General features: G+C 62.0%; 13 protein-coding genes and 1 pseudogene. 3 read left to right on the top strand and 11 right to left on the bottom strand.

What is annotated here, in order from left to right; translation table 11 throughout:
- Positions 1–51: 51 nt before the first annotated feature.
- The 6 genes from CQ13_RS02330 to CQ13_RS02355 all read right to left on the bottom strand — a co-directional run bounded on the left by CQ13_RS02330 (position 52) and on the right by CQ13_RS02355 (position 6,484).
- The gene (locus CQ13_RS02330) at positions 52–771 is read right to left on the bottom strand and encodes a ribonuclease activity regulator RraA (protein ID WP_057841374.1); all 720 of its coding nucleotides are present in this window, start codon (positions 769–771) and stop codon (positions 52–54) included.
- 98 nt (positions 772–869) lie between these two features.
- Positions 870–1,961 (bottom strand): SMP-30/gluconolactonase/LRE family protein, encoded by a 1,092-nt coding sequence (locus tag CQ13_RS02335; protein ID WP_057841375.1) that lies wholly within the window; start codon positions 1,959–1,961, stop codon positions 870–872.
- 136 nt (positions 1,962–2,097) lie between these two features.
- Positions 2,098–3,834 (bottom strand): L-arabinonate dehydratase, encoded by a 1,737-nt coding sequence (gene araD / locus CQ13_RS02340; protein ID WP_057841376.1) that lies wholly within the window; start codon positions 3,832–3,834, stop codon positions 2,098–2,100.
- Complete coding sequence (locus CQ13_RS02345; protein WP_057841377.1) at positions 3,831–4,694, bottom strand: ABC transporter permease; 864 nt, start codon at positions 4,692–4,694, stop codon at positions 3,831–3,833. The genes araD and CQ13_RS02345 overlap by 4 nt, the downstream gene beginning before the upstream one ends.
- A 12-nt stretch (positions 4,695–4,706) precedes the next feature.
- Positions 4,707–5,471, bottom strand: a complete 765-nt coding sequence (locus CQ13_RS02350) for an ABC transporter ATP-binding protein (protein WP_057841378.1) — start codon at positions 5,469–5,471, stop codon at positions 4,707–4,709.
- Positions 5,472–5,476: 5 nt separating this feature from the next.
- Entirely contained in the window at positions 5,477–6,484 is a 1,008-nt protein-coding gene (locus CQ13_RS02355; RefSeq protein ID WP_057841379.1) for an ABC transporter substrate-binding protein, read from the bottom strand.
- Positions 6,485–6,592: 108 nt separating this feature from the next.
- On the opposite strand from CQ13_RS02355, the gene CQ13_RS02360 reads away from it, so the two are divergent.
- From CQ13_RS02360 to CQ13_RS02370, 3 genes are all read left to right on the top strand, one after another.
- The gene (locus tag CQ13_RS02360; protein ID WP_057841380.1) at positions 6,593–7,312 is read left to right on the top strand and encodes a GntR family transcriptional regulator; all 720 of its coding nucleotides are present in this window, start codon (positions 6,593–6,595) and stop codon (positions 7,310–7,312) included.
- 194 nt (positions 7,313–7,506) lie between these two features.
- On the top strand, positions 7,507–7,944 hold the full coding sequence (locus tag CQ13_RS02365) for a response regulator (protein ID WP_057841381.1): 438 nt from the start codon (positions 7,507–7,509) through the stop codon (positions 7,942–7,944).
- A gap of 57 nt (positions 7,945–8,001) precedes the next feature.
- Positions 8,002–11,505, top strand: a complete 3,504-nt coding sequence (locus CQ13_RS02370) for a PAS domain S-box protein (protein WP_057841382.1) — start codon at positions 8,002–8,004, stop codon at positions 11,503–11,505.
- Positions 11,506–11,590: 85 nt separating this feature from the next.
- On the opposite strand, the gene CQ13_RS02375 is transcribed toward CQ13_RS02370, so the two are convergent.
- The 5 genes and pseudogenes from CQ13_RS02375 to CQ13_RS45150 form a co-directional block, all read right to left on the bottom strand.
- On the bottom strand, positions 11,591–12,232 hold the full coding sequence (locus CQ13_RS02375; protein WP_057841383.1) for a response regulator transcription factor: 642 nt from the start codon (positions 12,230–12,232) through the stop codon (positions 11,591–11,593).
- Positions 12,233–12,563: 331 nt separating this feature from the next.
- A complete protein-coding gene (locus CQ13_RS02380) occupies positions 12,564–12,887 on the bottom strand; it encodes a hypothetical protein (RefSeq protein WP_057841384.1) in 324 nt (107 codons plus the stop codon).
- A gap of 3 nt (positions 12,888–12,890) precedes the next feature.
- The gene (locus CQ13_RS02385; RefSeq protein ID WP_057841385.1) at positions 12,891–13,763 is read right to left on the bottom strand and encodes a CheR family methyltransferase; all 873 of its coding nucleotides are present in this window, start codon (positions 13,761–13,763) and stop codon (positions 12,891–12,893) included.
- A 41-nt stretch (positions 13,764–13,804) separates the two neighbouring features.
- Entirely contained in the window at positions 13,805–14,182 is a 378-nt protein-coding gene (locus tag CQ13_RS02390) for a response regulator (protein ID WP_057841386.1), read from the bottom strand.
- A 26-nt stretch (positions 14,183–14,208) separates the two neighbouring features.
- A pseudogene (locus tag CQ13_RS45150) lies at positions 14,209–14,336 on the bottom strand (chemotaxis protein CheW); the annotation flags it as partial.

A 14,336-nucleotide genomic window follows, 5' to 3' on the forward strand; every position in this document is an offset into this window, starting at 1 on the left:
CCCCTCTCTCCGCAAGCGGGGAGAGGTTAAGGACGACTGCGCTTGGGCGAGTTACCGCCCGTTCTTCTTTCGCCACTCCGCGAAATCGGTCAGCGTCTGCGGATCGGTCGCGGGATAGAGCCCGAAAATGCCGCGGCCGTTCTGGACCTGCTCGGTGACGAAATCCTCGAACGCCGTCATCTCGACCGCCTCGTCGGCGATTTCGTCGGCCAGATGCGCAGGGATCACGATCACGCCGTCGGCATCGCCAAGAATAACGTCGCCGGGAAACACCGGCGCGTCGCCGCAACCGATCGGCACGTTGATCTCGATCGCCTGATGCAGCGTGAGATTGGTCGGCGCGCTCGGGCGGTGGTGATAGGCGGGGAAGCCGAGCTTTGCGATCTCCACGGAATCCCGAAAGCCGCCGTCGGTGATGACGCCGGCGCAACCGCGCTGCATCAGCCGCGTCACCAGAATGGCGCCGGCGGACGCGGCGCGAGCGTCCTTGCGGCTGTCCATCACCAGCACCGCGCCCGGCGGGCAATCCTCGATCGCCTTGCGCTGTGGGTGGGAGCGGTCGCGGAACACGTCGATCTTGTTGAGGTCCTCGCGCGCCGGCATGTAGCGCAGGGTAAAAGCCTCGCCGACCAACACCGGTTGATCGGGACCCAAGGGGTGCACATCCTGGATCATCTGAATGCGAAAGCCGCGCTTGAACAGCGCGGTGGCGACGGTGGCCGTGGAGACGGTTTTGAGTTTATTGCGGGTGGCGTCGCTCAGTTTTGTCATTGTGTTCTATCCCAGTTATTCCGTCATTCCGGGATAGTCCGAAGGACCAGACCCGGAATCTCGAGGTTCTCAGGTGCGCAACTGCGCATCATCGTGGCTCACACCGCCCCGTGTGCTTCCACGTACAGCGCATAGACCGAGTGGCAGCTTGTCATGTAGAGGCGGTTGTTCTTCGGGCCGCCGAAGGTGAGATTGGCGCACCGCTCCGGCAGGCGGATGTGGGCGAGCGGCTTGCCGGCTGGGCTGAACACCATCACGCCGTCGAGATCCTCTGGCTTGCCCTTGAGCTGAAACACCCGGCGGCCGCCAACCTCCGTCGGCTCGGGCTGCAGCGCGCCGTTGGAGCCCCAGCCGCACCATAGATTGCCGTCGCGGTCGACGCGGAAACCGTCGAGCGCGCCCTGATCCGCGGCGTCGATCAGCTTGGTCTTGTTGCCAACCGTGCCATCGTCGTTGAGGTCAAAGCTCCAGATGCTGCGGTTTGGCGTGCCCTTCCATTCCACGACATAAAGCTTCTTCTCGTCCGGCGAGAACGCCAGGCCGTTGGGATTGAAGATGTCGGTGATAACGGCGGTGAGCTTGCCGTCCTTGGTCAGGCGATAGACGTTGGTAGTCGCCTGTTCGGGCTTTTCCTTCTTGCCTTCCCACTCGCCGTTGATGCCGAACAAGGGATCGGTGAACCAGATGGTGTCGTCGGATTTCACCACGACGTCGTTCGGCGCGTTCAGCCGCTTGCCCTCGAACTTGTCGGCCAGCACGGTGATCTTGCCGTCCTTCTCCGTGCGGGTGACGCGGCGGGTAACCGAATGCTCGCAGGTGACGAGCCGGCCCTGACGGTCGCGCGCATTGCCGTTGGCGTAATTGGCATTGGCGCGGAAGACCGAGGTCTGGTTGGTCTTCTCGTCGAACTTCATGATGCGGTTGTTGGGAATGTCGGAGAACAGCAGATAGCCTCCTTCCGGAAAATACGCTGGCCCTTCGGCCCAGCGCATGCCGGTCGCAACCTGTTCAATGGTCGAGGAATAGATCCGGTATTTTGCAAAGCTCGGATCGAGGATCTGCACGGCGGGATCGGGATAGCGCTGGTTCGGCGTGAACGGGAACGATTGCGCGAGGGCGGAGCGCGCGAGCAGCGTCGTGGCGGCAGCGGCGCCGGCGCCTGCGAGCAGGTTGCGTCGGGTGATGTTCATTTGTCGTCCTCCCCTGTGATGCTTTTTGTTTGGTGTCGTCTATCCCCGTCATTGCGAGGAGCGAAGCGACGAAGCAATCCATTCTTTCTTTGAGTCGTGAGATGGATTGCTTCGCTGCGCTCGCAATGATGGAAGGCTAGTAAATCGGCGGCTCCTCCACCGGCGCGCCAAATCCGGTCTCCAGAAAATCGAAGTCGCAGCCTTCATTGGCCTGCTTGATGTGGCGGGTGAACATCCAGCCATAGCCGCGCTCGTAACGCGGCTCCGGCGCCTTCCACTCGGCGCGGCGCATTGCGAGCTCGGCCTCCGGCACATCGAGGTTGATGGTACGGGCGTTGACATCGAGCGTGATCTTGTCGCCCGTTCGCACCAGCGCCAGCGGCCCGCCGATGTAGGATTCCGGCGAGACGTGCAGGATGCAGGCGCCATAGCTGGTGCCGCTCATGCGCGCATCCGACAGCCGCACCATGTCGCGCACGCCCTGCTTCACCAGTTTGGTCGGGATCGGCAGCATGCCCCATTCCGGCATGCCCGGTCCTCCTTGCGGACCGGCATTGCGCAGGATCAGCACGTGATCCGCCGTGACGTCGAGATTGGGATCGTCGATCGCTTTCTTCATCGAGGGGTAATCGTCGAACACCAGCGCAGGCCCGGTGTGCTTGAGGAAGCGCGGCTCGCAGGCGCTTGGCTTGATCACGCAGCCGTCAGGCGCGAGATTGCCCTTGAGCACGGCGAGCGCACCTTCCTTGTAGATGGGATTCTCGATGGTGCGGATAACGTCGTCATCATAGACTTCGGCGCGCGCGATGTTCTCGCCGAGCGTCTGGCCGGTGACCGTCATGACGTCGAGATGTAGATGCTCCCTGATGCGGCTCATCAGGCCTGGCAGGCCGCCGGCGTAGAAGAAATCTTCCATAAGATATTTGTCGCCGCTCGGCCGCACATTGGCGATCACAGGCACCCTGCGGCTGGCCTTCTCGAAATCGTCGAGCCCGATGTCCTGGCCGGCACGCCGCGCCTGCGCGATCAGATGGATGATCGCATTGGTCGAGCAGCCCATCGCCATCGCGACCGTAATCGCGTTGTCGAAGGCTTGTCGGGTCTGGATCTTGTCCGGCGTCAGGTCCTCCCACACCATCTCGACGATGCGGCGGCCGCATTCGGAAGCCATGCGGATGTGGCCGGCATCGGCTGCGGGAATCGAGGAGGCGCCCGGCAGCGTCATGCCGATCGATTCCGCAATCGCCGTCATGGTCGACGCCGTACCCATGGTCATGCAGGTGCCGTAGCTGCGGGCGATGCCGGCCTCGACGTCGACCCAGTCCTTGTCGGAGATTTTTCCGGCACGGCGCTCGTCCCAGTATTTCCAGGCATCCGAGCCCGAACCCAGCGTCTTGCCCTTCCAATTGCCGCGCAGCATCGGCCCGGCCGGCAGATAGATGGTCGGCAGATTCATACTGGTGGCACCGAGCAGAAGGCCGGGCGTGGTCTTGTCGCAGCCTCCCATCAGCACCACGCCATCGACCGGATGGCCGCGCAGCAATTCCTCGGCATCCATCGCCAGCATGTTGCGGTAGAGCATGGTGGTCGGCTTCAGAAACGATTCCGACAGCGACAGCGCCGGCAGCTCCATCGGAAAACCGCCGGCCATCAGGATGCCGCGCTTGACGTCGTCGACGCGGCTCTTGAAATGCATGTGACAGGGCTGCGCATCCGACCAGGTATTGAGGATCGCGATGACAGGCCGGCCCTTCCATTCCTCCGGCGCGTAGCCCATCTGCATGGCGCGCGAGCGGTGGCCGAAAGCGCGGAGATCATCGGGCGCGAACCAGCGCGCGCTGCGGAGGTCCGTGGGGTTCTTCTTGATGCTCATGACTGCGTACCCCATTTCTGGACGGTGTTGCGCTCGATCGTGCGGAAGATCAGGTTCTCCACGATCAGGCCAATGACGATCACGGTCAACAGGCCGGCGAACACGGCGGGGATATCCAGCAAGTTTCGGTTCTCGAAAATGAACCAGCCGAGGCCGCCCTGCCCCGACGACACGCCGAACACCAGTTCGGCGGCGATCAGCGTGCGCCAGGCAAACGCCCAGCCGATCTTGAGGCCCGTCAGGATCGAGGCGAAGGCTGCGGGAATCAGGATGCGGAACACGTAAGGCAATCCGCGCAGGCCATAATTGCGGCCGACCATGCGCAGCGTGTTCGAGACGCTCTTGAAGCCGGAATGGGTGTTGAGCGCGACCGGCCACAGCACCGAATGGATCAGCACGAACACGAGGCTGCCATTGCCGAGACCGAACCAGATCAGGGCCAGCGGCAACAGCGCGATTGCCGGCAAGGGATTGAACATCGCGGTGATGGTTTCGAGGAAGTCGGTGCCGGTCCGGGTCGAGATCGCGAGAATCGTGAAGATGGCGGCCAGCGCAATGCCGGCGGCATAGCCCATGAACAGCACCTTCAGCGACGCCCAGGCGCGCAAGGGAATGGTGCCGTCGCGCACCTTGTCGAACATGGTGACGATGGTGTCGTGGAAGGTCGGGAACAGCAGCGGATTATTCAGGATGGTGCCGTAGGTCTCCCAGGCCGCGGCGAGAAAGATGATGATCACGGCCTTGCGCACAAAGCCGTCGTTCCACAACAGCTCCAGCACTGTCAACTTGCGCTCGACCTCGGCCGGCACCGCCGCCGTCAGTTCGGCGGCATCGCGCAACAGAATTCTGGCTTCACCCATCGCGCGCTACCTTTAGTGTGCCGTGACAGCGTCGGCGAACAAGAGATCATGGATCTGCTTTTCCAGCCGCGCCGCGCTGCCGTCCTCGCCGGAAACCTTGTCGACGTCGATCACCTCGGCCTTGACCCGCCCGGGATGCGGCGACAGCAGCAGGATACGGTTGCCGATCTTGATCGCCTCCGCGATCGAATGGGTGACGAACAGGACGGTGAATTTGGTCTCCGCCCAAAGCTGCAGCAATTCGTCCTGACAGGTGCGCCGCGTCAGCGCATCGAGGGCAGCGAACGGCTCGTCCATCAGCAAAATATCCGGCTCCATCGCCATGCCGCGCGCGATCGCCACGCGCTGCTTCATGCCGCCGGACAGCGTGTGCGGATAGGCATCGACGACGCGGGTGAGGCTGACTTTTTCGATATAGGCCCGCGCCCGCATCTCCGCGTCCTTGCGCGGCAGTTTTCGCGTCATCAGCAGCGGAAACATCACGTTTTCGAGCACCGTCTTCCACGGCAAGAGCTGATCGAATTCCTGGAAGATCATCATGCGGTCGGCGCCGGGCTCGGATATTTCCCGGCCCGAGATCCGCATCTTGCCTTCGCTCGGCTTCATGTAGCCGCCGACGGCTTTCAACAGCGTCGACTTGCCGCAACCGGAGGGGCCGAGCAGCACGAAGCGATCGGAACGATCGACCATGAAGCTGACCCGCTCGGTCGCGGTCACGACCGCGCTCGAGGTCTTGTAGCGCAGTGTTACGTCACTGACGTCGAGAAGCGCAGCCATGTCGATCAATTGCCCTTCAGGTCGTGCGCGACCGGCAGGTAATAATCGGTCCACGCCTTGGGCATGGTCTTCAGCGTGCCGACCTTGAACAGATGCGCGGCGAACTTCATGGTACCCTGCGGCTGCAGGTTCCATTCCATCATGCCGGGCTCCTTCAGCCATGCCAGCAGGTCATCGACGCTGGTTTTGTCGCCGGTGACTTCCTTGTAGATCTCAACCGCGGCTTTGGTGTCGCTGCGGATCAAATCCTGCGCTTCCTTGGTGGCGTCGCGCACGGCCTGCACGATCTTCGGATTGGCGTCGGCGAATTTGGTCGTGGTGAAGAACTGCGCCTGGCTGAGCGGGCCGCCCATCACGTCGGGCGACGACAGCACCACATGTGCGCCGGGGATGTTCTTCAGTTCGAGGAAGGTGAACGGTGGGATCGCAAAATGGTTGCGGACCTCGTGCTGGGCATTGGACATCGCCACATAGGCGTCGGGATGGCCGAGCTGTACCGTGCTGGCATCGAGCTTCGACCACTGGTCGGCGCCAAAGATCTCGCTTGCCGCGATTTGCAGCACGATCGCCTGCGTCGAGACCTTCACCGTCGGCACCGCGATCTTGTCGTTCGGGCCGAAATCCTTGATCGACTTGATATTCGGATCGCGGCTGATCAGCGTCATCGGCTGCGCCGAGGTGGCGACGATGCCTTTGACGCCGCCGCGGGTGCGGTCCCACAGCAACAAGAGATTGCCGGTCCCGGTGTTGAGGATGTCGACGCTACCAGCCAAGAGCGCGTCGGTCTGCGCGCCGCCGCCGCTTAAGTTGATCCACTTGGTGGTGACGCCTGGCACGCCGAGCGAAGCTGCGTGCTTCTCGATCAGCTTGTGTTTTTCCATGATGTGCGAGGGCATGTAGAAGATGCCCGGCTGCCGCGACAGCGAAATCTCCGTCTTCTGCTGGGCTGCGGCCTGAGAGCCCGGCAGCACCATGGCAAGTGCCGCGATGGCGCCCGCGCAGGCGCTCCACATTCTGTTTTTCATTGTGCATCTCCTCCGGCGTTTCATTGACGCTTCGGTGGAAATGCACTAATGTATTAGTGCATTTGAAGCAAGCGCCTTCTGAGGCCGGTTCGTTCGATGGCTGCATCCCAGATCGTTTCCCGCCGGACCGTGCCCCGCTCCGCCGATCGGCTCGATCGCGATCGTCAGGCCGCGCCGCAGGTGTTCGAGCGCCTGCGCGGCATGATCATTTCGCTGGAGCTGCCGCCGGGATCGCCGCTATCGCGCGCTGCGCTGGCCGGGCAATTCGGGGTGAGTTCGACACCGATCCGCGATGCGCTGATGCGGCTCGAGGAGGAAGGGCTGGTCGACGTGTTTCCGCAATATGCCACGGTAGTCAGCCGGGTCGACGTGCGGCTGGCGCAGCAGGCGCATTTCCTGCGGCAGGCGGTCGAGCTCGAAATTATCCGCATGCTGGCAATGCGCCATGACGAAGCCCTCGCGGCCGAGCTCCATGCGACCATCGTCCGCCAACAGCAATTCGCGAAAGCCGGCGACTTCGAAAAATTCATGGCCGCCGACAACGAGTTCCATGCCCAACTCTACGCCGCCACCGACAAGCAGGACATCTGGTCGCTGGTGCGCAGCCGCAGCGGACATATCGACCGGTTGCGCCGGCTGCATCTGCCCTCCCCCGGCAAAGCGCAGGATATTCTGCGGCATCACAAGCTGATTGCAAAAGCGATCGAGGCCGGCCAACCCGAAGAGGCGCAGAAGTACCTGCGTACCCATTTGTCGGGAACGCTGAGCGAACTCGACCAAATCCGCTCGCGCTATCCGGAATATCTCAGCAATTGACTGCTGCGACATCTCAGGAATCACGCTTGCAGGCGCGCGGTTCCGGATCTGTCTGCCCGGCTACATGCGGATGCCGGCATTTTGTGACCGCTCAACCGGAACGTTCCTGCCGGGGGAGCAGTTGCGGCAGTACGAGGATTCGGCAAAACTCGTAACCTGCCTTGATTCCAGTGGGGCCCGGAGAACCTTTTAATTTGGCAAAGATACTCGTCGTGGATGACGATGTGGCGGTCCAGATGACCGTCCGTCTGCTGCTGGAGCGCGCCGGGCATAGCGTAGTCACCGCCGGTGACGGGCGACAGGGCCTCGCATTGTGCCAGAGCGGCGATTTCGATTTGCTGTTCCTCGACATTTTTATGCCTGGGATGGACGGATTTGAAACCATGCGGATGGTTCGCCAGCAGCGGCCGCATATGCCGATCATTGTCATCTCCGGCCGGCCGATCTCGCCCGAAGCAGACTCGGCGCCCGACTTCCTGACTATGGCGACCAAGCTCGGGGCGATTTCCAGTCTGCAGAAGCCCTTCCGGCCGGCCGACCTTCTGGCTGCCGTCACGGACAGCCTGGAAGCTGCCGAACGTGGCTCGCCGCCACGCCCCGCGGTGTTGCGTCCTCCCCGTAATGCGCCATAGCATCCGATTCGTCCGGTGGATTGCTGGATCGGAGCGGGAGGGCGAGCGAACACCGACATGACGCTCACAACCAGGCTAGCCATCGCGATGATTGCGTTGGTCGCGCTCGCGGTTACCGCGGTCGGATGGCTGAGCTATCACAACCTGGAACAGGCGCTCCTGCAACGCGCCCGCGATCGCATCGAGACGCATTCGCGGCAGCTTGCGACCGATCTGGAATATCATGCGGCGAGCGCGACCGGAGATGTTGCGGGCTTTCGCTCGGCCGTGGCGCTGCACGGGCTGGTCCGTGCCCGCCAGGCGGGCGGCATCGATCCGGTCGATGGCGTCTCCGAAAAGATCTGGCGCGACCGGATAGCGTCACGTTTCGCTGCGGAACTTGAAGCCAAACCTACATACGCGATGTTTCGGATTATCGGCCTCGACGACGATGGCCGCGAGCTGGTCCGCGTCGACCGCAATGGACCAAACGGGACGGTTCGGATCGTCCCTGAAGCGAGCCTGCAGAAGCGAGGCGATCGCGGCTATTTCCAGGAAACGATCCGGCTGGGTCCTAAACAGCTCTACGTCTCGCCGCTCGATCTCGGCCGCTTCAATGGCCTGATCGAAGAGGTGCACCGGCCGACACTCCGCGTCGCGACGCCGATTTTCACGACCGACGGTAAGCCGTTCGGGATTTTCATGATCAATGTCGACATGCGGCGCGCGTTCGACCGTATCAGGGCATCGGCGTGGCCAGGCGAGACGATCTACGTCATCAACCGGCAGGGCGACTATCTCATTCACCCCGACCGGTCGCGCGAATTCGGCTTGTTGCTCGGCAAGCCCAACGACTGGAAAGCTGACTTCCCGCATCTGGCGTCGCAGGCCGGGGCAAAGCAAGGCAGCGCCGAAATCATTGCGGACCAAGCTGGGCGGTCCAACGGGATCGCGTTTGCTCCCGCCGTCCTGGCCGGCTCCGAATGGGTTGGGATCATCGAGACTACCCCGAACGCCGTGATCATGGCGCCGGCTGCGAGCATCCGAAATACCTCGCTTCTGGTCGGGGCGATCGCGGTGTTGTGCGCAGCAGTGCTGGCGCTGCTGATCGCGAGGTCGCTGGCCCGGCCGATTGTCCGCCTAACCGAAGCCGTTCAGGGCGTGGCCAAAGGGAAGGCAGCCATCCCGGTCGATGCGCGCGGCGAGACCGGCGTGCTCGCGCGGGCCTTTGCGTTCGCGATCGAGGAGATCAATGCAAAAACCGCGGCGCTCCAACAGGAGGTCGAGGAGCATCGCCGCACCGTAGCTGCGCGCGATCATCATGCAGAACGGGAAAGGCTGTTCAGCGCAGCGGTCGAGTCCTCCAGTGACGCCATCATCACGACGTCGCTCGATGGCACGATCACCGGCTGGAATTCGGCCGCAGAGCGGCTGTACGGGTACACGGCTGCGGAAACTGCGGGCAAGAGCATTACCCTTGTCGTTCCGATGGACCGGCTGCCCGAGGTGCATGACACGTTACGCCGGATCGGCTCGGGCGAACGCATCGAGCAACATGAAACCGTCCGCCTGAAAAAGGATGGCGCCCGGATTGAAGTCTCGCTCAGCGTCTCCCCGATCAAGGCTCCCTCGGGCGCGACCATCGGCATCTCGAAGGTGGCACGCGACATCACCGAAACCAACAAGACCAGGCAGGTGCTGCGGCAACAGACCGAAGAGCTTCGCCGCATCTTCGAGACCTCGCAGGACCTGATCATGGTGATGGATTCCCGAGGATTCCTGGTTCAGATCAGCCCGAGCTGCGAGGCCATATTGGGTTATCGGCCGGAAGAAATGATCGGGCGCAGCGGCGAGGATTTTATCCACCCCGACCACCTCGAGACCTCGCGTCAGGAAATGCGTGCAGCACGGCGCGGGCTGCGCCCGAAGATGTCCGACACCCGCTGCATTCACAAGAATGGACGAGAGGTGTGGTTGTCATGGCTCGGGACATGGTCCGAGCCGGTCAAGCGCTTCTTCTTCGTCGGCCGTGATATGACCGAGGGCCGGCTGGCGCAAGAGACGTTGCGCGAAAGCGAACAGCTCGCGCGCGGCATCATCGACACCGCGCTCGATGCCTTCGTGCAGATGGACGATCAGGGCATCGTCACCGACTGGAACTCGCAAGCGGAGAAGATACTCGGCTGGTCGCGCGCGGAGGCGATCGGCACCAAGCTGAGCGAGCTGATCATTCCGGATGTCCATCGCGCCGCCCACAAGGCCAGCCTGGAGCGGTTTCTGCGCACCGGCGAGGCCGCCATCCTCGACCGCCGCCTGGAAATCGAGGCGATGCGGCGAGACGGAAAGGAAATCAAGGTCGAGCTCAGCATTACCGCGCTTCGGCGGCGCAACGGATTCGTGTTCAACGGCTTCATGCGCGACCTCACCGACAGGATCGCGGCCGAGGACAGGATCCGGCAGGCCGAGAAGATGGAGGCGATGGGACAGCTCACCGGCGGCATCGCACACGATTTCAACAATATCCTGACGGTGATCACAGGAACGATCGAAATTCTGGCCGACGCCGTCAAGGGCGAACCGCAGCTTGCCGCCATCACGCGAATGATCGACGAGGCGGCCTCACGCGGCGCCGACCTCACCCAGCACCTGCTCGCCTTCGCGCGCAAGCAGCCGCTGGAGCCGAAGGTAACCGACGTCAACACGCTGATTATCGACACCGCGAAACTGCTGCAGCGGACGCTCGGCGAGCATGTCGAGATCGAATCCGTGTTCGAAGACGAAACATGCGCTGCGATCGTCGATCCCAATCAACTCGCCACCGCGATCCTCAATCTGGCCCTAAACGCCCGCGACGCGATGCCCGATGGCGGCAAACTCATCATCGAAACCGGCTTCGTCATGCTCGACGACAATTATGCAAGGATGCACAGCGACGTCCGGCCCGGTCGCTACGCCATGATTGCGGTGAGTGATACCGGAACCGGCATTCCGGCTGCGATGCTCGACAAGGTATTCAATCCGTTCTTCACCTCGAAGGGACCCGGCAAAGGTACCGGCCTCGGGCTCAGTATGGTGTACGGCTTCATCAAACAATCGGCTGGCCACATCATGATCTACAGCGAAGAAGGCCATGGCACGACGATCAAGATGTATCTGCCGCCGGCCACGGGCGCATTGCCGGCGGCCGAGGCTACACTGGCGCCGGCTGTCGAGGGTGGCCATGAAACGATTCTGGTGGTGGAGGACGACAAGCTGGTGCGCGACTATGTGCTGGCGCAACTGCATTCACTCGGTTACGTCACGCTGGATGCGGCGAACGCCACTGAAGCCCTCGCGTTGGTCCATACCGGCCGTCCGTTTGATCTGCTGTTCACCGACGTGATCATGCCCGGCATGAACGGCCGCCAGCTCGCCGACGAGATTGCGAAGGCCAGGCCCGGACTAAGGGTTCTGTTCACCTCGGGCTATACCGAGAATGCCATCATTCATCACGGGCGACTCGACGAAGGCGTATTGCTGCTCGCCAAGCCCTATCGGAAATCGGATATGGCGATCATGATCCGCAAAGCGCTCGCCGATTGATCGCAACGGCGGTGCCCGCATCCAGCGCAAGGCTGCGCCGGATCCGGCCTGCCTGCGATGCGATGAGCCTTGATCAGACCTTGAATCAGATCTGGCCCTGTCGCTGGGTGGTCATAACGATGCGAACCAGGTCGGCGGCATTCCGCGCGCCGAGTTTCTTCATGATATTGGCGCGGTGGTCCTCAATCGTGCGCGGGCTGATCCCGAGATGCCGCCCTGCTTCCTTGTTGGAAGCGCCGGCGGTGAACTGCTCCAGCACCTCGCGTTCGCGTCGCGTGAGCGGTTCCCGTCCCGGAAAATGCAGGGCCGCGATGCGCGATGACGTACTTTGCGCCTGCCGGCGAGCATAGGCCTCGATCGCCTCATCGAGTCTTGCTACGATTTCGCTGCCGCGAAACGGCTTTTCGATGAAGTCCAGCGCGCCGTTCTTGATGGCGCTGACTGCCATGGCGATATCGCCCTGCCCCGAGACCATGAAGATCGGTGCAGGGTAATCCTCACCATGAAGCTCCTTCAGAATATCGAGGCCCGACTTACCTGGGATATGCACGTCGAGCAGAATGCAGGCTGGCGTCCGTGTTCGTGCGATAGCCAGCAGCGCGGCGCCGTCGGCGAAACAAATGACCTGATAGCCGGCTGCCGACAGCACCATCGAAAGCGTGTCGCGAACGGCAGGGTCGTCATCGACTACGAAAATCTCGCCGCGGGAGGGGGCTTTTTCAGCCATGTTCCATCGTCCATGCGTGGTTGAATGTGACGCACACTCGGATAACGGTATTCGCTTCATACCGGACCGTATTTGTACGGGACCACGGCTTTACGCACAAGTAGCAACGCACACCTAATAAAGTAACTAAGGAGCGCACGTATGCAAAACGCAGCAGGCGACAGTGTCGCATAGGCGCCCCACGTGGTTTCAGACCTCATCAACTTGGTCGAACACGTCCAGAACAGCCTGCGACTGATTGACCAGATGATCGCCAGGGGAAGTTTCGCCCGGCGCTCCCGAGAGTTCCATCAACGTCATCGCGCTTGACGACGTGGCAGCGCCATCCGCTTCAGCTCATCGCCTGTTCGGATTTCGACGACGCGCCTGACTTTTTCTTGCTGGGCTTGCCTCTCAGGAAGCGGATGTCCATGTCCGTGCCGTTGACACGAACGAGCTCGCACCGGCGATAGGCGAGGCCGGTCGACGACAGCAGCAGGAAGAACTCCTTGAGATTGAGGCCTTGAATGGAGCCTTCCACAGTCAGTTCGGCGTCAGTGTCCGAGATCGCGTTCAGCTGGCAGTCCCTGCGCCAGGTCCCGTCGATCGCCATGATGCAGACATCATAGCCGCGGCTGAATGTAACCCGCTCCGTGCCCTTGCCGTCTTCTGTCATCGCTCACCGTCCCGTTATTGCCGCGATTTTTGGCATTGCCGCTGCGTCCTGCGGAGATGCGGCACGCGCACCGCTCGGCCGATAGAGGCCGCGCTTGTCCGGGAACGGCTTGAAGACATCAGTCAGGCCGACGACCGTTTCCGCCGCTCCCAGCACCAGGAAGCCATCGCCTTCCATTGCCTTGGCGAGGCGGCCAAAGATATTGATCTTGGTCTCCTGATCGAAATAGATCAGGACGTTGCGGCAGAAGATGACATCGAAGGTACCGAGCTGAGAGAAATCGTGCAGCAGATTAAGCTGGCGATGCTGCACCATGCCGCGCAGCTCCGGGCTGATCTGCCAAAGTTCGCCGTTCTGCTTGAAGTATTTGACGAGAAGCTGAATCGGAAGGCCGCGCTGAACTTCGAATTGGCTGTAGATGCCCGACTTCGATTTTTCGAGCACTTCCTGCGACAGGTCGGTCGCGATGATCTCGAACCGCCAGCCGGCTAGCGCCGCGCCCATTTCCTTCAGCGACATGGCAAGCGAATACGGCTCCTGGCCGGTCGAGCCGGCGGCACACCATATCCTGATGCTCTTGCGGCCGGCGCGCGCCTTCAACAGCTCCGGCATGATCGTATCGCGGAAGTGTTCGAATGGCACCTTGTCGCGAAAGAAGAAGGTCTCGTTGGTGGTCATGGCCTCGACCACCTGGACGGTGATCGATGACGATCCGCCCTTCATCTTCTGCACGAGTTCGCCGATGCCCGACACACCGCATTTGCGCGAGAGCGGAAGCAGGCGGCTTTCGATCAGGTATTGCTTGTCTGCAGATAGGTCGAGACCAGAATGATCCTTCAGGAGCTTACGCAGATACTCATAGTCTGTCGGGGTCACGGGAGCCTCTCAAGGACAAGCGATAAGATTTAGATCGGGCTCTATTCCGGGAGCGCGACCAGGCCGACTTCCTGGAATTTTGCCGCGACGATCTCCTTGTCGAACGGCTTCATGATGTATTCATTGGCGCCGGCATGCAGCGCGCGAGATATATGATCCATGCCGTTCTCGGTGGTGCAGAACACCACCTTGGGCGCGTCGCCGCCGGGCAGGCGGCGCAGATGGCCGAGAAATTCGTAGCCGTCCATGACCGGCATGTTCCAGTCGAGCAGAACTGCCGTGGGCATGGCACTCTTGCAGGCTTCAAGCGCCTGCTCGCCGTCCTCGGCTTCAGTAATTTGGAAGTCCAGCTCTTCCAGGATGCGGCGCGCGATCTTTCGCACGACACTGGAGTCATCGACGACAAGACAGGTTTTCATCTCGGCCTCCTTGGTTGACGAGCGGCCTACGCTGCGAGGGTTGCTTTCGGTATGATTTCGAGGACGCGATCGACGTCGAGGACGACCATGAGCTGGCCATCGAGGCGGTGCACGCCGCCGGCGAGCTTGGCCATGCGGGGGTCGCCATCGCCTG

It is taken from the genome of Bradyrhizobium retamae (genome assembly GCF_001440415.1).
Lineage (GTDB): Bacteria > Pseudomonadota > Alphaproteobacteria > Rhizobiales > Xanthobacteraceae > Bradyrhizobium > Bradyrhizobium retamae.

Excerpts from the sequence above, each read along its gene's own strand:
- CQ13_RS02330 (WP_057841374.1), bottom strand. The coding sequence starts at position 771 with ATGACAAAACTGAGCGACGCCACCCGCAATAAACTCAAAACCGTCTCC.
- CQ13_RS02335 (WP_057841375.1), bottom strand. The coding sequence starts at position 1,961 with ATGAACATCACCCGACGCAACCTGCTCGCAGGCGCCGGCGCCGCTGCC.
- araD (WP_057841376.1), bottom strand. The coding sequence starts at position 3,834 with ATGAGCATCAAGAAGAACCCCACGGACCTCCGCAGCGCGCGCTGGTTC.
- CQ13_RS02345 (WP_057841377.1), bottom strand. The coding sequence starts at position 4,694 with ATGGGTGAAGCCAGAATTCTGTTGCGCGATGCCGCCGAACTGACGGCG.
- CQ13_RS02350 (WP_057841378.1), bottom strand. The coding sequence starts at position 5,471 with ATGGCTGCGCTTCTCGACGTCAGTGACGTAACACTGCGCTACAAGACC.
- CQ13_RS02355 (WP_057841379.1), bottom strand. The coding sequence starts at position 6,484 with ATGTGGAGCGCCTGCGCGGGCGCCATCGCGGCACTTGCCATGGTGCTG.
- CQ13_RS02360 (WP_057841380.1), top strand. The coding sequence starts at position 6,593 with ATGGCTGCATCCCAGATCGTTTCCCGCCGGACCGTGCCCCGCTCCGCC.
- CQ13_RS02370 (WP_057841382.1), top strand. The coding sequence starts at position 8,002 with ATGACGCTCACAACCAGGCTAGCCATCGCGATGATTGCGTTGGTCGCG.
- CQ13_RS02375 (WP_057841383.1), bottom strand. The coding sequence starts at position 12,232 with ATGGCTGAAAAAGCCCCCTCCCGCGGCGAGATTTTCGTAGTCGATGAC.
- CQ13_RS02380 (WP_057841384.1), bottom strand. The coding sequence starts at position 12,887 with ATGACAGAAGACGGCAAGGGCACGGAGCGGGTTACATTCAGCCGCGGC.
- CQ13_RS02390 (WP_057841386.1), bottom strand. The coding sequence starts at position 14,182 with ATGAAAACCTGTCTTGTCGTCGATGACTCCAGTGTCGTGCGAAAGATC.